The sequence below is a fragment of the Clostridium sp. FS41 genome (assembly GCF_000954015.1).
GTDB classification, from domain to species: Bacteria; Bacillota; Clostridia; order Lachnospirales; family Lachnospiraceae; genus Enterocloster; species Enterocloster citroniae.
The window spans coordinates 452,833-472,921 of record NZ_JYHN01000069.1 but is presented as its reverse complement, the minus strand read 5'-3'; the positions used below and the strand labels follow the sequence as shown (position 1 = coordinate 472,921).

Here is a 20,089-nt window from a genome sequence, read left to right as displayed (position 1 = left end):
GGTGTGGAGTGGGGGAAAATCCGGAGATAACTTCAAAGGATTACCTATCACTATTGAACGCCTGGGATGACGTGGAGGTGCAGTACAGCAATGGTATCACGAGAAAGCTGGAGGAACACTTTGAAAGTCCCGAACACGCGATCAATGTGGTACGCCGTATGCTGCATGTATCCGGCATGGTGTTGGATAACGCCAGCCCTACTGCACTTGGACATTTAAGCAAGAATATCCGTATTGCGGTCCTTAAGTCACCGGTGGTAGATGAAGATGTCGGAGTTGCCGCATCTATCCGTATTGTAAACCCGCAGTCCATGCAAAAGGATGACTTTACCAGAGGTGGGACAGCTACCGAGCCAATGCTGGACTTTTTATCGGAATGCCTGCGGTACGGGGTTTCCACCTGTGTGGCAGGAGCCACCAGCTCTGGCAAGACTACGCTGGCAGGCTGGCTTCTGACCACCATACCTGATGGAAAGCGTATCTTTACCATTGAGAACGGCTCCCGCGAGCTTGCATTGGTAAGGCGCCAAGATGGGCAAGTCGTAAACAGCGTCATCCATACGCTGACCCGCGACAGTGAAAATGAAAGGCAGCGGATTACGCAGACCAGTCTGCTGGATATGTCCCTGCGCTTTAACCCGGATTATGTAGTGGTGGGCGAAATGCGAAGCGCTGAGGCAAACGCGGCCCAGGAAGCCGCTCGAACCGGTATCACAGTGTTGACCACCATCCATTCCAATTCCTGCGAAGCCACATGGCGCAGGATGGTATCCCTGTGCAAACGCGCGGTGGATATGTCTGATGAAACCCTCATGGCGTATGTGACAGAAGCCTATCCCCTTGTGGTGTTCTGCAAGCAGCTTGAGAATAAGGCCCGCCGCGTGATGGAAATTATGGAATGCGAGATCCTGCCGGACGGCACAAGAAACTTCCGACCGCTGTTCCAGTACCACATTACCGAAAACCGTATGGATAACGGTAAATTCATCATTACAGGACACCATGAGATCGTACAGGGCATCTCAGGGAGTCTGCAGAGAAGGCTGCTGGAGAACGGCATGCCGCAAAGTACCTTGAAGCGCATTCTTGCGATGGGAGGTGCCGCATGACAGGAATCCTTTTAATCGCCTGCATCGGTTTGATTGCAGGCGCTTTTCTCATCCTCGGCCTTTCCCCTCTGGAATTTACAGATGGCCTGTTCGGGTTTCTGACCCGAAAGGATCAAAGCATTCGTGCGCAGATCAACGAAAGCACGAACCGGAAAAAGACTCGTTTTCTACGCCGGGAGATAATTGAAGTGCAGGAGATTTTAAAGCTCACCGGACGCGCAAGCCGCTTTTCCATGGTGTGCGCGGTGTCGCTGTTACTTTTCGCGGCAGGGGCGGCCTTTGCTATTCTGCTAAACAATGTGTTTCTGGTGCCAGTGCTGGCGGCGGGGCTGATGTTTCTGCCCTTCTGGTACATCCGACTGACGGCGTCCCATTACAAAAAGGCGGTGGCGGCTGAGCTGGAAACCGCGCTCTCCATCATTACCACATCTTACTTAAGAAATGAGGACATCCTCACCGCCGTGGAGGAAAGCGTACAGTATTTGAACCCGCCGGTAAAAAACGTGTTTACAGAATTTCTGGCACAAACCCAGCTCATTGACCCAGATGTGGAAGCGGCACTCCATGCCATGAAGCCCAAGATCCAGAACGATGTGTTTCATGAATGGGTGGATGCCATCAGCTCCTGCCGTTATGACAGAAGCCTAAAAACCACGCTGACGCCTATTGTCTCAAAGCTCAGCGATATGCGGATTGTCAATGCGGAGCTTGAGTATCTGGTATCAGAGCCCCGCAAGGAATTTATCATCATGGCGATGCTGGTGGTGGGCAATATCCCCATTATGTACATGCTGAACCGGGACTGGTATCATACGCTGATGCACACTATGGTGGGGCAGATCATTCTGGCAATTTGCGCTGCCGCTATCTTTATTTCTGCGGCATTTGTGATACGGCTAACCAAGCCCATTGAGTACAGGAGGTGACCGGGATGATGACACAGTTGTTTTTTACCGGAATCCTAATTGCCGCGGGGTTATTTCTGATATTGGCGGATGTGCTAAAGCTTCCCGCCATGGGGGCCGGAAAGGCCATGCTGGGTGCCGGCAAGGAAAATAAGAAAGCTGCTAAAACAGTGGAAGCGTGGCTGATGACAGGTGCCGTAAAGCTCTCGAAATACATCCGGATGGATGAGTACAAGCGCAGCCGGATGGCAAATATCCTGAAGGCTTCCGGCATTTCCATGACACCGGAGGTGTATACGGCCTATGCCATTACCAAATCCGGAGCCATTGCACTTGGTGCGTTACCGTGCCTGTTCCTGCTTCCGCTGCTGGCTCCGGTACTGTTGATTCTGGCAGTACTGACCTATTTTCAGGAAACGAAACGTGCTGACGAGCAGCTTCGGGAGAAGCGGGAGCAGGTAGAAGGTGAGCTCCCCCGATTTGTGGCAACCATTGAGCAGACCCTAAAGGCCAGCCGGGATGTGCTGGCGATGATTGAAACCTACAAGAAGAATGCCGGACCTGCCTTTGCCCATGAGCTGGATGTTCTGACCGCCGACATGCGCTCCTCCAGCTATGAAGCGGCGCTGACCCGATTTGAGTCAAGGCTTAATTCTCCCATGCTCTCTGATGTGGTCAGAGGTCTCATTGGCGTACTGCGCGGGGATGACAGTGCTGTATATTTTCAGATGCTGGCTCATGATTTTAAAGCGCTGGAGCTTCAGAGACTCAAGGGGCAGGCACAGAAGATCCCGCCGAAAATCCGAGTATTCTCCTTTATTATGCTGATGTGCTTTCTTTTTACCTATCTCGCCATCATCGCCGTGGAGATTTTAAATTCACTTGAAACAATGTTTTAGATTGGAGGTGTAACTTTGGAAAACAAATATCAAGTCCTGCTGTTTGGCCGCCTGCAGGAGAATTACAATGCCTTTACCGCAGAATGGTCGGGACTTTCACCGGAGGAACTGATTGGTAAAGCGGAGGAAATCTATGCGGTTCAGATGACAAAAGAACACCTCATGGGACGTGTGGATGAGCAGCAGGCCGCATGGCTTCTGCGTTTTGAAAATCCACTGGAGGTCGTGCGGGATAGATGGATAGCAGAGAACGGTATGGAGATGGTGCATGATGAGGATTTCTCCCATGTGCTATGGGCGGTAATGGACAGCCAGGATACAGAAAACCTCTATGCATTGTCAAAAGGCGCAGAACCGTCCACCAACCGGGATCGCCCTGTAACTGTTCGGGAGTTCATTGAAAAGCACCAAGGCGTTGCCTATGATATGATGACGCCAGGCGGATATGTGTATCTGACACCGGAAAAGGCACAACTTCTGCTGGATGGGCAGAGCACGAAGGGGCATCCGGGAAGCCCGGAGTATGCAGTGGAAATTCCTGCAGAAGAGCTGCTGGAACAGGAGGTTGTAAATGCCCGTTTCAGTGATGGTGCATGGCATCTGCTCAGTGATTACATTCATGAAATGGATATGGAGCAGGAGCAGACTCCCATGGAGGGGGTGACCCTGTGCTGAAGAAAATTCTGAAAAACAGACGCGGTGAAGGTTATATTGACGTAGCCGTGCTGGTGCTGTGCATGATGCTGGTCATCGCGGTGGCAGTCAGCGTCCTGCCTGTATTCGTTACAAAGAATAAGCTGGACACCTATGCCGCCGAGCTGTGCCGGGAAGCGGAAATCGCCGGACGTGTGGGAAATGAAACCACCCTGCGGGCACAGGTACTGACCCAAAAGACCGGGCTTAATCCCGATATCTCATGGTCGAGAAGCGGGAAAATTCAACTGAATCAGGAATTTACCGTGACGGTAACCGTGCAGACAGATCTCGGATTATTTGGTGGCTTCGGGAGTTTCCCTGTCACACTGAAAGCACAGGCCAGCGGGAAAAGCGAGGTGTATTGGAAGTGACAAATGGAAAAAAATATGCTATTCTGAAAGATAACAAAGGAACCTCGTTTCCCTTAATTATTGCAGTAGCGTTGGTGCTGCTGATGGTGCTGTGCGGAGCCGCCGAGTATATCCGACTGGCGATCATTGCCCAGGGCGTCCGGGACGCGGTTCAATCCGCAGTAATTTCCACCGTGAACGACAGCTATGACGATGTATATCACGGTGTCCGTGAGGGCTACGCCGGAGCGTATATGCCATCTGCAGACGAATTTGAGGAAAGCCTTGACTACGGCGACATCTATGGGTATCTGGACGAGCTATTGGGGCTGCGCTACGAAGGCGGATATCATGTGAAATATGCCGGAGATGGCTTGGAATTCAAACTCTCACGACTATCTGTAAACTTAGAAAATATGCCGCTGGCACCGGGCAGCCCAAACAACAGCCGTGGATTTCTGGCTGATGCAGTGATCCGATTGGAGGTTCCGGTACGGTTTGGGGGCAAGCTGCTTCCGCCGATGGTGATTAACCTCAAAACGCAGGCGAAATATATGCCTTTATTTTAGCTGTTTTCGGATTATCCATAGACTTCCGAAAACTTATGTAGTATGGTGTGTCATTGAAAAACATACCATCAACCATTCACGAAAAGGAGGTCATCCTACATGAAACTGACAGAAAAAACAAAACGCAGACTTACAGTTGCAGGACTCGGTGTTGTGAGCATCGCCCTTGTAATAGCAATTGCCTCACAGTTTAAAACAGAGGTTCTCAACGAACCGGAGATACTGCCAACGCAGGCGGTGTCCAGTGAGGTCACCCCCAGTGTAGATATTCCTGACCCTTCCACGCTGCCTTCGGAAACGCCGAAGATCAGCGTACCATCAATTGATCCGACAGAAACGCCGGCTGTGGCAGAGGGCGCGGATACTGGAAAATCAACCGGTACCGAGCAGAGCATCCAGGCAGAGCCTACGAAACCACCTGCTCCTACAGAGGAACCTAAAACGGAAGTTTCGACTTCAAAGGAAGAAAATCCTACTGTTAACCCAAGTAAGACTTCCGAGAATAAGACGGAGGGCACGGTAAAGACAACACCGCAGGAACCGGCTGCAGGCACTATAAATGATAAGGGGCAGATGTGGGTACCTGGTTTTGGCTGGGTAGATAACAGTGGTGAGAATGTTGGAACAAAAGTAGGCAATGATGATGACGAGCTTACTGGAAATAAAGTAGGAGAGATGGATTAGCACTATAGTATAAAATAATTCTTGTGAAAGCACCGGATTTTCCGGTGCTTTCACTGTTTTAGGAGGTATCATATGAAACGATATCTTAGCTTTTTTCTTATATTGGTGATTCTGATTTCTGTATTTTCACCCATTACCGCCTACGCCGAAGGAGAAGGAAACATTGACCATGGAGGCGGTGGAATGGGTAGTGGCACCAGTGAAAACTATTGGAATTCTGGGAATGAAGGAGTCCGTATCACAGTAGTCAGAGCAGAAGATAGAATTACAGTCACCACTCCCGTGGATTTTACAAATAAAACGCAGCCAAATAGTCTTGTTCATTTTGGAAAAGTGAGCAAGATACAGTATAACAGCGGTAGTAGTCTATCGGTTAAAATGGGTGGATACACATACAGTAATCCCGGTAAGGCTTTGCCACGTATCATTAGTTCAGGCAGCGGACAGGCAAGTATTGAACAAATTAAAAGTTACTTTACAGATGAACTTGTTATCCGGTATATTGCTCAAGTCACAGGTATGGATTATGATGTGCTTATAAATGGCAATTACAAACTTATGTTGGAGCCTATTGCATACATGACTTTCCAGGGAATGAAGATGGCAATGACAGCAACTGAAGCGGCTCTCTACGATCAGCAGCTGGGTGGTGGACTGCGAAGCAAGATGGTTTCGCTTAGCCACAAAAACTTGCCCTTAGCAATGTTTTTAGAGGTATCGGATCTCGGTTATCCCGCATGGTCAGGCTCAAGATCATCATCGGCCTCTAATGTTGATATCATTTCGTCTCTCGGAATTGGTGTTGTCAGGTTTAAGGAAAAACCGAACGAACAACCCGAAGTGACTGCATGGGATTATGAGTACCGCGTTAATACCGATGTCATCACCTCAGTCACCGTCCGCGGTGGACAGTCCGATCCTGACCATCCGGTAACAGTACGATTTAACATAGGAGGCAGAACCTATACCGTCAGTGGCGTGTACTACCCAGAGGGAGACAGCCAACTGGTATGGGTGCGCTGGAGGACACCCTCCACACCACAGACCATGACCATTAATGTGTCAGTATCAGGCAGCGGTTCTGCCAGCAAGGGCACCATTACAGCTAAAATCGTTGATCTATCCGGCAATGATCCGCCCAATCCTGTGGCAGATGACCGGAACGACGGCTATACCAAACCATCCGTGCCGAGTAAGGAACAGAATACCTCGGCCTCTTGGGGTGTCTGGCGCCCGTGGTGGCATGAATATTGGGTCTGGCACAGCGGTGACGACGATGAGGATGGCTGGTGGGAAGACGAAGGATGGTGGGAGTTCGATTGGGACGCATACCATGCCAGTCTTTCCGCATCTATAAGCATCACTCCCGATTCAAAGGTACCGACCGCCTCGGGAAAAACCATGGGAAGCGGTTATGGCATTAATCAAAGCACCACTGCTAATGTCAGTACCAATCAATCCTCTGCAGTGACCGATGCACAAAATGCAGTCACCTATTTTCCAGAGTTCCAGTATCAGACGTACTGGCGGCTTTTAGAGCGTACCCAATCCGGCTATAGCTCCAAGTTTGAATTTGCCTCTAATAAGTATTCTACCTACAAACGCAGAACGCACTTCACCCCCGTATGGATGCCGAATGGAAGCTATACTCCCTACACATGGCTGATAGATTGCTGGACACCTTCGGGAATGCTTTCTATGAATCTGACCGACTCAGTAAACATCCAGGGAAGCGTTTGGGATGACTGGCACATTGCGCCTGTCAAACCGGACTGAGAGGTGTGATATGGCATATGAACGCATTGAAAAACCAGAGGGCAGCTTATACCACTACACAAATCGAGCGCAGCTGGACAGCATCCTACAGGATGACAGAATACGCCGGTTTGGTGACCGGGAATGCTGGTTCTGTACCTCGCTGGAGGATACTCTGGCATTGATGGAAAGAACAGTTATGCAGGAGGGTAAGCCCTATTATGACGTGAACGGCATCCTCCGGCAGTATCCAACCTTTATGCCGGAGGATTATGTGATTCTCAGACTCACACCCCGATACCAGAATGGTGAATGGGTTCGCTGGAATCAGGAGATGCCCCACGGCAGTCCTCCCGAGCTGCTGGCGGAAGCACAGGAATTCAGCCGGTTAAAGGTCGGTTTCCGTAGTGATTTAAAATTTCAGGCAAATCCGGAGGTGATAGAGGTTTCTTCACTGTTGGAACAAAATCAGCAGCCCCGGCTTTCCATATAGCAAACAACAGCAGAAAAACAGCAAGGCTGTGGAGTGAAAACTTCACGGCTTTTTTTCTGCACCAAAACCAATAATGAAAGGTGGTAACCCTATGAAAATGAAACGAATCCTGTCTATGCTCTGTGTCATGCTGCTGATTATCGGACTGTTCGGTACGACAGCGTATGCGGCAGGCTCTGGCGATGTGGCGGGAGCAATTGAAGGAACATGGAACGATGCCTCCGGGCAAATCAAGACTGTAGTGAACAAGGTCGTATTTCCCGCAATCGACCTGATTCTGGCGGTCTTTTTCTTTGCTAAACTTGCGACGGCGTACTTTGATTACCGCAAACACGGGCAATTTGAGTGGGCCGCGCCCGCGATTCTGTTCGCCTGCCTCGTGTTTGCACTGACCTGCCCTCTGTACATCTGGACGATACTTGGATTATGATATTGGAATAGGAAGTGGGCAACCAAGCCAAGGTTGCCCACACTTTCGTAGTAGTCAAGATCAGCTTTGGTAATCCTACTTTATGTCATACTAAGGTATGTCATTTTTTTATTGTGATTGTACGGTTATTAATTTCAATAATACCTTCCTCTTTTAATTTCTTAAGCTCTCTAAATAGAGAAGGTCTTTGTACACCCAAATAATCTGCCAGTTGTCTTTTACTCATTGGAAGAAGAATTACCGAAGATTTCTGTATAATAGTTTGCTGTTTAAAATAATCCATAATATTTTCTCGAAGTGTTCTTTGAGTAAACATTGCTATCTTCTGATTTATTCCTTGCGAATTTTGTGAGATTGACTTTATATAGTGCAATGTAAAATTGTAATCATGCAAAAACTCCAAAACAGCATTTATGTCAATATGGATAATTTGACAATCTGTAAGACAATAGATATTAAGAGGATAACTGTGGTTTTCACCAAATAATAAATTTGCTCCTATCACACTTCCCTGACTAAATTCAAACATCGTAGTTGCTGAGCCGTTAATTGATAAAGAATACGCAACCAAACTCCCTGACAATACATTATCTAATGTACGGCAAGTTTCATTTGCATTATGGACGGTTGTACCTTTCATATAGTGCTTTTGATAAATATGATTACCTGCTATTAGTTTTTCTAAATCAGATTCCTTTATAGCTGAGAATAATGAAATGTTTCGTAAAATGTCAATATTCATGAATTAAGCCCTCCATTTAAAAACATTATATCAAAAAGAAACATTGGTGTCTATTTGATAATAAGAAACTACTTTATAATTAGGTTATCACAAAAAGAATGGAGGATTCGTATGGATATTTTTACAGTGGCAATGTGGATAGGAACGATTATATTCCTTTTGATTTCCTTGAAAAAGGATAAAACAAAGACAGTGAAAGCCCTTAAAATGGCATTTGGTATGGGCAAGGGTATGTTGGGAAGTATATTATCAATTATTTTTTTAATTGGTTTAATTCTGACAATATTACCACCAGAGAATATTGCCAAATTTGTAGGAAGTCAATCATTGTTTATAGCAACGGTGGGTTCGGCGGCATTTGGAACAATTACACTGATCCCTGCTTTTATTGCTTTTCCGCTTGTCGGTACACTGGTTGACGCTGGGGTTAGTATTGTTCCTTCCGTAGCATTTTTAACTACACTTACAATGGTAGGGATCGTAACATTTCCACTTGAAAAGCGTGAATTTGGGCTTAAATTTACTGCTACCAGAAATGGATTAAGCTTTTTATTTGCCATAATTATCGCTATGGTAATGGGGGTGATTGTATGAAAATCTTAAAAAAAGCAAAAGATAATATCTTCTTGATATTGATTGCAACTTCCTATATCCTACTGTTTGTAATTAAACCAGATATGGGTGTCACATCAATTAAAAACAGTGCCTATTACATTAAAGAAATGCTTATGATAATGCCCGTGATATTTGTTCTTACGGCGCTTTTGGATACATGGATTGCAAAAGAAAAAATCACGAAATACTTAGGAAAAGAATCCAAAGTTAAAGGTATCATATTGTCGTTCGTTTTAGGCAGCATTTCTGCGGGACCGATATATGCAGCATTTCCTATGTGTGTCATGCTCCACAAAAAGGGAGCTTCTGTACGAAACTTAGTTATAATTTTAAGTTCGTGGGCAGTAATAAAGGTTCCAATGCTGCTAAATGAAGCAAAATTTTTGGGAATAAAGTTTATGGCAATCCGTTGGGTGTTAACAGTAATTGCTATAGTAGTATTTTCGTGGATTGCTTCAAAGATTGTGAAAGACGAAGATATAGTACAGGAAGAAGAAAAAGCGGGTGGACTTATATTAAACAGAGGATCTTGCATGGGCTGTACATTGTGTACTAAAAAATATCCTGAGGTTTTTGGTATGCAAGGTAAAAAAGCATATATAAAAGCTTATGACTCTGAAATAGACAAAGAAAGGCTTAACCAAACAATATTAGCTTGTCCTGTTAGAGCCATTCATTTTAATGAATAATTAAGAAATGTTGTAAAAGCAACGTACATTTCTTAGTATATGCGGTATAATTTAATCATTAGCTATTTTAACAATAAGGAATTATTGAATAATAACCCCCACAATTCAAAACCTATTATAATAAAAGAGGAGATATATACAATGATTGAGCAAATTCATGAGATGTCAACCGGAGATGAAAAAGCGATTGAAAGAGTAATTCAGGATGAAAATATTCATTATCTTCATATGGTCTTTAATAAGGAGGAAGGCCTCCCAGAACATTTCTCTAATTCCAACGTTTATATGACAGTGGTAAGAGGGACTTTATCTATCGGGCTAAATGATCAAGAAGTTCACCAATATGATAAAGGAACTCTTTTGAAGATTCCTGTAAATACAAAGATGAATGTAAAAAATTTATCCAAAAGTGTGCTTGAGTTAATTGTTGTAAAAGCACCGGCACCTTTGAAATAGTGAAACAAAATTTATAATCATTGAAAGGAGGAGCAAATAATGATAAAATATGTATGTATCCCATGTGGATATATCTATGACCCACAAATAGGTGATCCAGATAGTGGAATAGCCCCTGGCACTGCGTTTGAAGATATCCCTGATAATTGGGTTTGCCCAATTTGCTTTGTGGGTAAAGATGAGTTTGAACCAGTAAAGGAATAATACGAAGGAGGAAATAATTATGAGTATGTTTTGTTTTCAATGTCAAGAAACTGCAAAAGGTACCGGTTGTGAAGTAAGAGGTGTGTGTGGTAAAAATGAGGAAGTTGCAAAATTGCAAGACTTGCTGATTTATGTTACAAAAGGAATCTCCGAAATTGTTGTAAAAGGCAATATAGAAGTAAAATCCATAAGTGAAGTAAATCATCAAGTCTTAAAAAGCCTTTTTATCACTATTACAAATGCTAATTTTGATGACGGTGCAATCGAAAATCAAATTCATAAAATGATTGGATTTAGAAACGAGCTAAAAAAACAAATTTCTGGTGTTAATCTTGGTGATGCATCGGAGTTTGAAGTAAGCGATAGAGCGTCTATGTTAGACAAAGCATCTAAAGTAGGTGTTCTTTCAACCGAAAATGAAGATGTTCGTTCTCTTAGAGAAATGATTATCTATGGTTTGAAAGGTATGGCAGCGTATACACATCACGCTCTTAATATCGGAAAAGAAGATCTTGCTATCAATGCATTTATTTATGAAGCACTTGCATCAACCCTTGATGATTCGTTGTCTGCAGATGATCTTGTGGCATTAACATTAAAGACAGGCGAGTTTGGTGTGAAAGCGATGGCGCTGTTAGATGATGCCAATACCTCCAAATATGGAAATCCTGAGATCACCAGTGTTAATATTGGGGTAAGAAACAATCCTGCCATTCTGATTTCAGGCCATGATCTCACTGATTTAGAGCAACTACTGGAACAAACCAAGGGTACTGGTATTGATGTTTATACACATAGTGAAATGCTTCCTGCACATTACTATCCTTTCTTCAAGAAGTATGACAATTTTGCAGGAAATTACGGCGGTTCATGGTGGCAGCAAGTTACCGAATTCGAAACCTTTAATGGACCAATCTTGTTTACTACAAACTGCATCGTACCTCCAAGAAGCGAAGAAATCAGAAAAAGAATCTTTACTTCCGGTGCATCAGGCTATCCCGGATGTCCTCACATCACAGCTGACGAAAATGGAAAAAAAGATTTTTCTGAAATTATTGCGATGGCAAAGCAGTGTAAGCCTCCTGTAGAAATTGAATCAGGCAATATTGTTGGCGGTTTTGCTCACAACCAAGTTTTTGCTCTTGCAGACAAAGTAGTTGATGCAGTAAAATCAGGTGCAATTAAGAAGTTTTTCGTCATGGCAGGCTGTGATGGCAGAATGAAATCTCGTGAGTATTACACTGAGTTTGCAGAAAAACTACCGAAGGATACGGTTATTCTTACTGCAGGATGTGCCAAGTACCGTTATAATAAACTTGAGTTAGGAGATATTGGTGGTATTCCAAGAGTTCTTGATGCTGGCCAATGTAATGATTCCTACTCTCTTGCAGTAATCGCATTGAAGCTGAAAGAAATATTTGAGCTTGAGGACGTTAACGATCTGCCGATTGCATTTAACATCGCATGGTATGAGCAAAAAGCGGTAATTGTCTTACTTGCGTTACTTTATTTAGGTGTGAAGAATATTCATCTTGGTCCTACCTTGCCAGGATTTTTATCTCCGAACGTTGCAAAGGTCCTTGTTGAAAAGTTTGGCATTGCAGGTATCGGACAAGTTGAAGATGATATCAAGTTATTCATGGGAGAATAATTGGTACTGATGTTTTAAATGAAAGGCAAAGATTCTGGTTGGAAATCGGAATCTTTGCTTTTTTATATTTAGAAATAAATTTGTCACCACCCATATGCAAGGATACCCTGGACTATTCTTGGCATGTAGACAAAGCAAGAGCCGTCGCGTCAAGTTAGATGCAACGGCTCAATTTCGTGATAAGTCAGATTTTATTGTGTAGGTGAAGTTAAACACTAACAGAGGGTGTGCTCATACCCTTACACAATGTTTTCACCCAAAATAATTTTTGGCATAGTGGTTAAGCATCTGTTCCACCGCTTGTAAAAATGCTCTAACCCTAACTTTGACACCCTTGCGTGAGTTTCTTCATCTCTAACAGTCCAATGTAAAACATAAGTGACTTTGCCTACATTGCGTGTGAGGCGAACAGGCAATGCCCCTTCTTTAACGGCATTAAAATCTGTTTGGCGGTGGGTGCGTTTGATATATCTAACTTCAATAACACCATCCTGCTCCATATAAAAGGCGGCAACCTCTTTCATAAGTTGCTCAATTTCCTCTTGCTTTTCAATCTTTGCCTCATAGATACAAATTTCATTAAACATTTATTGCACCACCTCGCACATTATATAAACTTGCTCACCGAGCGTTAATTTCCCACGCTACCGTTTCACAAAAGTTTTACACGGTAGATATATAAAGTGAGTTTACCATAGTAAATCGGAACTTTCAATCAAACAAATATGAACAATGGAAAGGACACAGATACTATGAAAAAAGTCCGTTCACCACCCTTATGCAAGGATACTCTGGAATATTCTTGGATTATGATGGTGAAATGAAAAGTGGGCAACCACCATAAACGGCGAGGTTGCCCATATTTTCGTAGTAATAGAGATTAGTTCTAGCAAGGCTGATTTAGCCATACTAAGATGTTTGCTTACAATAAGAATTCAATCCGTCTGTTCTTTTTGCAGGTATACATTTTTTTATCGGCTTCTTGGAACGATAGTAATATGTCCCTCTGTTCACCCTTACTATAAATGCTATATCCATATGAGATAATGGGCATTATAGTGTCTGCTTCCCTTGTTTTTTTTAAAGATTGCAACATAAGATTAATGCATTCATGTATGGCACCTTCGCTAGTATTTTGAGCAAGAACGCAAAACTCATCTCCGCCAATACGATAACACTGCCCTATATCCTTAAAACTGTTTTTAATAATACCGGCCGCTGTTTTAAGATAATAGTCTCCCTTGGCATGACCGTATGTGTCATTTATTTTTTTAAATCCATCCAAGTCGAATAAAATGATACCCGAATGGTCTGTCGCACTTATGGCTTTTAGCTTTTTATCAAACGCCTGCCTATTTAACACTTCGGCAACGATATCATATTTAAATTGCAATTCACGCTGAAATAGATAGTACATAACAAGAACCAAGGTAATACAATGCCATGTAGAGTGTATGAAAGGAAATAAAATTTGAACCGTTGTTCCAATAAAAAAAATGGCATACAGCATCATTAAAAAGGCACGTTCGGTATCTTGAAATTGTAAAAGTTGGTGGTGGTTGGAAATCATCAGTACAACTAAACCACATAGGTATGTTATGATATAAATACCAAAAAGTGGACCTCTCGTATATTGATTATCCATTGAAATAAAAAAAATCCATCCAGTCCATGCGGAAGAAATCAGAAGCACAAAATTCAATGCAATAGGCATGCAAATGCACTTAAGTTTTCCGTATAGTTTTTCATCAAATACCATGGCGAGCAGAACAGGAATACATGTTGAAAGTGAGAATCCAACTATATTAGCAATTATGTTTGGAATACGAAATGTCGCTCCAAGTAAATCCAGCACACTGGTAGATAATTCAGCAATTATCACAATAACCGTTAAAATAATCACTGCAATATATGCTTTTGTTTTTCCAACAGACATAACTGTGTTCTTTAAAATTAGATATAATAGAATTAGAAGCATAAGTATATTGATTGCACTACTTGTAATTAACGCAAAGATAGGATTTTGCACTTTACTTCCCCCCATAGTATCAAATATAAATAACCCCATAGGGCACTTTTTTCATCACTACCTTTTCGCAAATATTATCTCCGATAGAGTAATTACCAACATTTTATCATAATAAATCGATCGATGCAACCCTCTTGTTTGTAAACATTGCTGAATAGCTTTCTGCTGGGGTAGAAAGTTTACCACAGTAAATCAGGGTTTTCAAGTTACTCATTATAAACAATAAAAAGAGGTAGCTATCATGAAAATCAAGAACCGCTCACCGTCCTTATGCAAGGATACTCTGGCAGATCCTTGGTATGTAAGCCTATGGAAATAAAATAAAAAGGAGGAAATTAACTTATGGGATGCTGGGGAATAACGGCCTTCGAGTCTGACACCGGATTGGATACAGTGGATTTCATCAGAAGTAAACTGCCGGAGAATGGAATGCTGGAGCTTGAAAAAATCATCGAAGAAATGAGGCAGAAGGAGTGGTGTGTGCCCGAAGTCACAGATTTAGCATCGCACACCGGACCGATGGCATTGGCAGAAATGATTGTAAAATTCCAGGATGAAGATATCAGCGATATGGACTATGACGGAGAATGGGCGGCAAACCAAAACAAATTCAGCAAGGTCAAATCCTTTACCGTTACCGGGGAATCCGTTCAATGGCTCCGGAATTATCTTGCTCACGCACTTGGCTGCATCAAGGAGGAAGCGGAGCTGGCAGCCAATTCCGATAGAAAATGGGGTGGCTGGTTTGAGGAAGAAGACTGGAACGGCTGGCAGGAGCATATGTCCATGCTGATCAGTCGTATGGATTCAATTCTTATGTCTCAGGAGGATGATTTGATCCCGTCTAAGGAGCAGACGAGCGGTCCGGTTATGGGCGAGATAAGCTGATGAACGGTGGATGGCATTCGCTGTAGGTAATGGCAGACGCAACTGGCTCAAATTTTTACAATTGATATAAGGGCAGGACAGTCACTATAAAAGGTAGTTGTCCTGTTCTTTTGATTGGAGGAAAGATATGTTTTCCTCAAGGAACTAAATAAAAATCAGTAAAAAAGGTTTTCGTATTTTATGCGAGAGCCTTTTTTTATTGGAGGTGATGCCCATGTTCATATGGGATTTTGTAGCCGATACCGTGCTGGGTCAGATTCTTGATTGGATTTACGGTCAAATTATCGGCTTTCTTGGAAATTTCTTTTCCGCAATGGGCGGCATGGGAGCTGACCTGTTCGAAATGAGCTGGGTTCAGTCCATCGTCCTGTTTTTTGTTTATCTGGCTTGGGCGTTGTATGGAACCGGGCTGGTGGTGTCCGTTTTTGAATGTGCCATCGAATACCAGTCCGGCCGGGGCAGCATCCGGGATGCCGCGCTGAATGCCATCAAGGGATTTATGGCAGTGGGGTTATTCTCCACAGTTCCGGTAGAACTTTACAAACTGTCCGTTTCACTGCAGAGTAGTCTGACGGCGGGAATCACTGGCTACGGAAGTGGCTTGGATACTCTTGCAGGTAATATTATCAATGAGCTATCCGCAGCCGGAAATTTAGAAAGCGCTGGTAGCTTGAACGTCTTTGGCGGGCTGGGAGTGATCACCAGTCCGATTATGATGCTGTTTATCCTGATTCTGATGGGCTACGCCGTAATTAAGGTGTTCTTTGCAAATCTCAAACGCGGCGGTATCCTGCTCATTCAAATCGCTGTGGGGAGCTTGTATATGTTTTCCGTTCCCCGCGGCTACATGGACGGTTTCACCAGCTGGTGCAAGCAGATTATTGGGCTGTGTCTAACCGCCTTTTTACAAGCCACCATTCTCATAGCTGGATTGATGGTAGTGAAGGATCAGGCTCTGCTTGGGCTGGGGCTTATGCTGGCGGCGGGAGAAATTCCCCGAATCGCCGGAGCTTTCGGATTAGATACCAGCACCAGGGCTAACTTTATGAGCGCCGTCTATGCCGGGCAGACTGCCATGAACATTACGAGGACGATTGTAAAGGCGGTGGCAGCAAAATGAAGCTGGTCTATATCTGTTCCCCCTATGCCGGGGAAATTGAACGGAACGTGAGGTTTGCGCAGGATGCCTGCCGCTATGCTATATCGCAATGCTGTGCGCCGATGGCTGTGCATCTGTTATACCCCCAACTGCTAAATGATGCTGTACCGGCAGAACGAGAAGCCGGCATTCAAATGGGCCTTCGAGTATTGGCTGCCTGTGAGGAATTATGGATCAGCACTGGAATGAGCTATGAAATTGCGGAAGCTGAGCGGCTGGGGATTCCGATCAGACGAATATCCGCAGAACAAATACAAGGAGGACATACCATGGAGAAATACGGAATATGGGCGCGCAGGAGTGCCGCCTCCGTGTGTGGGGCATCGGAAGCCTGGGTAAAACAGGACGTAGAACCTCTGACCTTTGATACCTATGAGGAAGCAGCCTCTGAAGCCAGGCGGCTGATAGAAAATACCCGCACACCCAATGTAGCCTACTTTGCAAAAGGAATGGACATCACGCTGGAGGAAGCGCCTTTCTCTGGCATGAAGCTGCAGTATTGACTGAACCGCTGACCCTCGGCAGCCTGTTTGACGGGATAGGCGGCTTTCCGCTGGCAGGCGTCGGACAGGGTTTTACGCCTGTCTGGGCCAGCGAAATTGAACCGTTCCCTATCGAAGTGACCCGGCTGCGTTTCCCTGAAATGTGCCATGTAGGCGACATTACAAAGCTTGATGGTGCTCATCTTACGCCTGTGGATGTGATCTGCGGGGGCTCACCCTGCCAGGATCTGAGTGTCGCGGGGAAGCGTGCGGGCTTGCAGGGAGAGCGCTCCGGCCTGTTTATGGAGCAGGTCCGCGTAATCAAGGAGATGAGAGCCTATGACAAAGCAAACGGAAGGCCAGCTGACGCTGTTCGACCTCGGTATATGTGCTGGGAAAATGTCCCCGGAGCCTTCAGCTCCTCTGAGTCAGAGGATTTCCGGGCGGTACTTGAGGAAACCTGCAGAATTGCGGACAGTACCGTATCTATACCTCGACCTCCGGGAGGGGTATGGAAATCTGCTGGGGCCATATTGGGAGATCAATTCTCCGTTGCTTGGCGAGTATACGATGCTCAATACTGGCCCCGCACCCCCCAGAGAAGAAAACGTATATACCTTGTCGCAGATTTTGGAGGCCACACCGCATCACAAATATTATTTGAGCAAGACCGCCTGTTTGGGGATTCTGCGCAGGGCGAGGAAACGTGGCAAGGAACTGCCGCCTGTTCTGAAACGAGCGCTGGAGATCCAGTCAGAAGCTCCGGAGCCGATGGAGGAAGCTCCGGAGAATGCCTGACACCATGGGATGTGCAAAGCCGCCGCATTTATGAAGGCGATGGTGTGTGGCCGTCACTGTATGGCGGCGAAGGTGGAGGACACGGGTATATAACAGAAGAAAAAAGTGAACCTGTAACGATTCCAATCAATACACAGATAGCAACTAGGCATGAGCGTTTGGGAGAGGGAACAGGTCTTGGGATAGGAGCCGATGATGATCCCGCTTTTACCCTCCAGGCATCGCACTCCCATGCCGTATTTCATTCTGCACCAGAAAGCGGAACCATCGCCTTTGCCTGTAACCAGAGGGATGAGGTTAGGAATTTAAATGATGTGTCCGGGGCAATCCAAGCTCAACCCGGTATGAAACAGCAGACCTTTGTGGCGCAGCTTTCAGAGGAATCTGGAGTTCAGCAGCCAAACTGCCTGACCCCATGGGATACCCAGCAGGAACGAATCTTTACAGAGGACAGCATCGCGCTAACGCTGGCCGGTGCGGATGGCGGCGGTGGAAGGAATCCGGGCGGGCTGGTGTTTTCGGCAGGTGTAGTTACCAAGGGAAACGGCGACTGCTTCCTGACCCCGGAGCAGCACACATCCCTCACATCGGGTGGCGGGCAGGCCGGACAGGGCTATCCCTGTGTGCTGACAGCTGGCTTCTGTGCAGGAGCCGGTCCGGTTGCGGGAGGGATTGGTTACAGTGAGGAAATTTCCTCGACACTGAAGGCAGCGGAGAGCGGAACCAACATGGTGCCCTCCATCCTTTGCCTGAACGACCAGGGCGGCGGGCAGATGTACTGCTCCGAAAACCAGACCGGTACGCTTCGAGCACAGGAACATGGACATCAGCCATTGATCCTGGACTCCCAACCGGAACTGTTTGAGAACCATGGCATTGACTCGCGCTATACCGGACCTCACCCGGTAGCTCCGACGATGTCTGCCCGGTATGGAACCGGTGGAAACAATGTTCCCCTGATTTCCCAGCCAGCTGTTCTTGCCGGGGAGTCCGGTGAAGCTTTGGCACATGATTCGACTTACTGTATTGCCGGAAATATCATTGATCGACAGGATCACAATGGGGGCAATGGACTTGGCGTTCAGCCGGACATCAGCTATACCGTGACATCCACAGACCGTCATTGCGTTTTTTCACAGCAGCGGAGCGATGAGTATGCGCCAAATGAAGTAGTCAGCACGCAAAGTGCCAGACAGTATAAGGATGCAACAGACCTTATATACGAGGCGGATGTGGCCGGACTGGATTGCCGCAATGGAGTGGAAAACGGTGACTTAAGCGGAACCCTGCAATCCAAAACGAATGGAGGCTATTCTCTTAACAATGTGCATCCCATTCGCATCGGTAAGCTGATCCGCAGGCTGACGCCTCTGGAATGCGAAAGACTCCAGGGGTATCCCGATTACTGGACGGATATCCCCGGCGCTTCGGACAGCGCAAGATATAAAGCCCTTGGCAATAGTGTGGCGATTCCCTGTGTGGTGCATGTGCTCCGGGGAATCGCTTATTTTTTACACAAATATAAATTGGAACAGGAGGAATCAGAATGTACATCTACCCCGACAACCTAAAATCGAAAGCCACGCTGTGGCTTTGGCAGCTCCGGGATATCGGCATCATTGGCGTGGGGCTTTTAATCTCTGTGTTTGCGCTGGCGCAGCTGGGATTTCTGCCGCCCATTGTCATCACAGCCCTCTACGCATTTTTGACCATACGGTTTGACGATACCAGTATCCTTGACTTTATCCAATATGCCTGCGCATTCTTTTTGACAATGCAGCAGGTCTACGAATGGGGGTATCAGCCGAGATGAGTAAAACAGAAAAGAAAACAGAAAAACAGCGCAAGGTTACCCGTCAGCTCATTGGAACCAGAGAAGTGACAGATTACAGCCTGGATACCTATCGCGGCGACCGGCTTGTGTATTTTATGATCAAACCCACCAATATCTCCGTGTTATCTGAGGAAAGTATCTCTGCGCGGATTTATGCCCTGATGACGGTTCTCAAGGGCATGGCGGAGCTGGAATTTCTGTGCTTGAACAGCCGTGAAAGCTACGAGGATAATAAGCGGTTTTTGCGAAGCCGTATGGAACAAGAAGACAATACGGCTGTGCGCAAGCTGTTGGAGCAGGATCTTATCCATCTTGACCGTATTCAGGTGCAGATGGCTACAGCCAGGGAATTCCTCGTCATTATCCGGCTTAAAAATGAAAAGGACAGCGAGGTGTTCCCTTACTTAAGCCGCATCGAGAAAACGTTACGGGAGCAAGGCTTCATTGCCAAGCGTTCCGGCAAGGAGGACATCAAACGGCTTCTGGCCGTCTATTTTGAGCAAAATGTCACAACGGAAAAGTTCGAGGACTTTGACGGTGAACGTTGGATTATTTTCGGAGAGTAAACTCGTCTGTTTTTGTTGGGTTTTCCATCTAGACTTGTGCGAGGTATTCGTTTATTGTCTTGTGTAATACACGGGAGGTGATGAAA

The 20,089-nt window shown here is 45.5% G+C and carries 24 protein-coding genes and 1 pseudogene; 22 read left to right on the top strand and 3 right to left on the bottom strand.

Annotated elements, in window-relative coordinates; genetic code table 11:
• The 10 genes from CLFS41_RS23765 to CLFS41_RS23715 form a co-directional block, all read left to right on the top strand.
• A partial coding sequence (locus tag CLFS41_RS23765) for a CpaF/VirB11 family protein (RefSeq protein WP_045093698.1) occupies positions 1-1,109 on the top strand: 1,109 nt, incomplete at its 5' end.
• The gene (locus CLFS41_RS23760) at positions 1,106-2,035 is read left to right on the top strand and encodes a hypothetical protein (RefSeq protein ID WP_045093669.1); all 930 of its coding nucleotides are present in this window, start codon (positions 1,106-1,108) and stop codon (positions 2,033-2,035) included. The genes CLFS41_RS23765 and CLFS41_RS23760, both read left to right, overlap by 4 nt.
• 8 nt (positions 2,036-2,043) lie before the next feature.
• Positions 2,044-2,913, top strand: a complete 870-nt coding sequence (locus CLFS41_RS23755; protein ID WP_082082677.1) for a secretion protein F — start codon at positions 2,044-2,046, stop codon at positions 2,911-2,913.
• A 15-nt stretch (positions 2,914-2,928) separates the two neighbouring features.
• Positions 2,929-3,588: a hypothetical protein gene (locus tag CLFS41_RS29140; protein WP_052665842.1), complete on the top strand. Its 660-nt coding sequence runs from the start codon at positions 2,929-2,931 to the stop codon at positions 3,586-3,588.
• Positions 3,585-3,980, top strand: a complete 396-nt coding sequence (locus tag CLFS41_RS23740; protein ID WP_045093695.1) for a DUF4320 family protein — start codon at positions 3,585-3,587, stop codon at positions 3,978-3,980. Before CLFS41_RS29140 ends, CLFS41_RS23740 begins: the two co-directional genes overlap by 4 nt.
• Positions 3,977-4,528, top strand: coding sequence for a hypothetical protein (locus tag CLFS41_RS23735; protein WP_045093667.1), 552 nt, complete (start codon positions 3,977-3,979; stop codon positions 4,526-4,528). Before CLFS41_RS23740 ends, CLFS41_RS23735 begins: the two co-directional genes overlap by 4 nt.
• Positions 4,529-4,627: 99 nt before the next feature.
• Positions 4,628-5,212, top strand: a complete 585-nt coding sequence (locus CLFS41_RS23730; RefSeq protein WP_045093666.1) for a DUF6550 family protein — start codon at positions 4,628-4,630, stop codon at positions 5,210-5,212.
• Between the two features lie 72 nt (positions 5,213-5,284).
• Complete coding sequence (locus CLFS41_RS23725) at positions 5,285-6,988, top strand: hypothetical protein (protein WP_045093665.1); 1,704 nt, start codon at positions 5,285-5,287, stop codon at positions 6,986-6,988.
• A gap of 10 nt (positions 6,989-6,998) precedes the next feature.
• A complete protein-coding gene (locus tag CLFS41_RS23720; protein WP_045093664.1) occupies positions 6,999-7,460 on the top strand; it encodes a hypothetical protein in 462 nt (153 codons plus the stop codon).
• A 91-nt stretch (positions 7,461-7,551) separates the two neighbouring features.
• Complete coding sequence (locus CLFS41_RS23715) at positions 7,552-7,890, top strand: DUF3852 domain-containing protein (protein WP_045093663.1); 339 nt, start codon at positions 7,552-7,554, stop codon at positions 7,888-7,890.
• Between the two features lie 100 nt (positions 7,891-7,990).
• On the opposite strand, the gene CLFS41_RS23710 is transcribed toward CLFS41_RS23715, so the two are convergent.
• Complete coding sequence (locus tag CLFS41_RS23710) at positions 7,991-8,632, bottom strand: Crp/Fnr family transcriptional regulator (RefSeq protein WP_045093662.1); 642 nt, start codon at positions 8,630-8,632, stop codon at positions 7,991-7,993.
• A gap of 111 nt (positions 8,633-8,743) precedes the next feature.
• Here CLFS41_RS23710 and CLFS41_RS23705 point away from each other — a divergent pair, with 111 nt between their 5' ends.
• From CLFS41_RS23705 to hcp, 5 genes are all read left to right on the top strand, one after another.
• Entirely contained in the window at positions 8,744-9,226 is a 483-nt protein-coding gene (locus tag CLFS41_RS23705) for a permease (RefSeq protein ID WP_045093661.1), read from the top strand.
• Positions 9,223-9,936, top strand: a complete 714-nt coding sequence (locus tag CLFS41_RS23700; protein WP_045093660.1) for a permease — start codon at positions 9,223-9,225, stop codon at positions 9,934-9,936. The genes CLFS41_RS23705 and CLFS41_RS23700 overlap by 4 nt, the downstream gene beginning before the upstream one ends.
• A gap of 141 nt (positions 9,937-10,077) precedes the next feature.
• Positions 10,078-10,392, top strand: coding sequence for a cupin domain-containing protein (locus tag CLFS41_RS23695; protein WP_045093659.1), 315 nt, complete (start codon positions 10,078-10,080; stop codon positions 10,390-10,392).
• Between the two features lie 39 nt (positions 10,393-10,431).
• Entirely contained in the window at positions 10,432-10,596 is a 165-nt protein-coding gene (rd, locus tag CLFS41_RS29605; RefSeq protein ID WP_082082671.1) for a rubredoxin, read from the top strand.
• 19 nt (positions 10,597-10,615) lie between these two features.
• Complete coding sequence (hcp, locus tag CLFS41_RS23690; protein WP_045093658.1) at positions 10,616-12,247, top strand: hydroxylamine reductase; 1,632 nt, start codon at positions 10,616-10,618, stop codon at positions 12,245-12,247.
• Positions 12,248-12,486: 239 nt separating this feature from the next.
• On the opposite strand, the gene CLFS41_RS23685 is transcribed toward hcp, so the two are convergent.
• Together CLFS41_RS23685 and CLFS41_RS23680 are read right to left on the bottom strand one after the other, a co-directional pair.
• Positions 12,487-12,834 (bottom strand): hypothetical protein, encoded by a 348-nt coding sequence (locus CLFS41_RS23685; RefSeq protein ID WP_018213991.1) that lies wholly within the window; start codon positions 12,832-12,834, stop codon positions 12,487-12,489.
• A 335-nt stretch (positions 12,835-13,169) separates the two neighbouring features.
• Positions 13,170-14,183: a GGDEF domain-containing protein gene (locus CLFS41_RS23680; protein ID WP_161797506.1), complete on the bottom strand. Its 1,014-nt coding sequence runs from the start codon at positions 14,181-14,183 to the stop codon at positions 13,170-13,172.
• Between the two features lie 435 nt (positions 14,184-14,618).
• Between CLFS41_RS23680 and CLFS41_RS23675 the strand changes: the two genes are divergently transcribed.
• The 7 genes and pseudogenes from CLFS41_RS23675 (at position 14,619) to CLFS41_RS23650 (ending at position 20,003) form a co-directional block, all read left to right on the top strand.
• Positions 14,619-15,164 (top strand): DUF4259 domain-containing protein, encoded by a 546-nt coding sequence (locus tag CLFS41_RS23675; RefSeq protein ID WP_045093656.1) that lies wholly within the window; start codon positions 14,619-14,621, stop codon positions 15,162-15,164.
• A 214-nt stretch (positions 15,165-15,378) separates the two neighbouring features.
• Positions 15,379-16,284 (top strand): conjugal transfer protein TrbL family protein, encoded by a 906-nt coding sequence (locus CLFS41_RS23670; protein ID WP_024345943.1) that lies wholly within the window; start codon positions 15,379-15,381, stop codon positions 16,282-16,284.
• Positions 16,281-16,544 (top strand): annotated as a pseudogene (locus CLFS41_RS31220) (DUF4406 domain-containing protein); the annotation flags it as partial. The gene CLFS41_RS23670 and the pseudogene CLFS41_RS31220, both read left to right, overlap by 4 nt.
• A 48-nt stretch (positions 16,545-16,592) precedes the next feature.
• Entirely contained in the window at positions 16,593-16,826 is a 234-nt protein-coding gene (locus CLFS41_RS30855; protein ID WP_242856902.1) for a hypothetical protein, read from the top strand.
• A complete protein-coding gene (locus tag CLFS41_RS23660) occupies positions 16,823-19,174 on the top strand; it encodes a DNA cytosine methyltransferase (protein ID WP_045093654.1) in 2,352 nt (783 codons plus the stop codon). Before CLFS41_RS30855 ends, CLFS41_RS23660 begins: the two co-directional genes overlap by 4 nt.
• On the top strand, positions 19,150-19,416 hold the full coding sequence (locus tag CLFS41_RS23655; RefSeq protein ID WP_045093653.1) for a hypothetical protein: 267 nt from the start codon (positions 19,150-19,152) through the stop codon (positions 19,414-19,416). The genes CLFS41_RS23660 and CLFS41_RS23655 overlap by 25 nt, the downstream gene beginning before the upstream one ends.
• The gene (locus CLFS41_RS23650) at positions 19,413-20,003 is read left to right on the top strand and encodes a hypothetical protein (RefSeq protein WP_045093694.1); all 591 of its coding nucleotides are present in this window, start codon (positions 19,413-19,415) and stop codon (positions 20,001-20,003) included. Before CLFS41_RS23655 ends, CLFS41_RS23650 begins: the two co-directional genes overlap by 4 nt.
• The last annotated feature ends 86 nt before the right edge of the window (positions 20,004-20,089 follow it).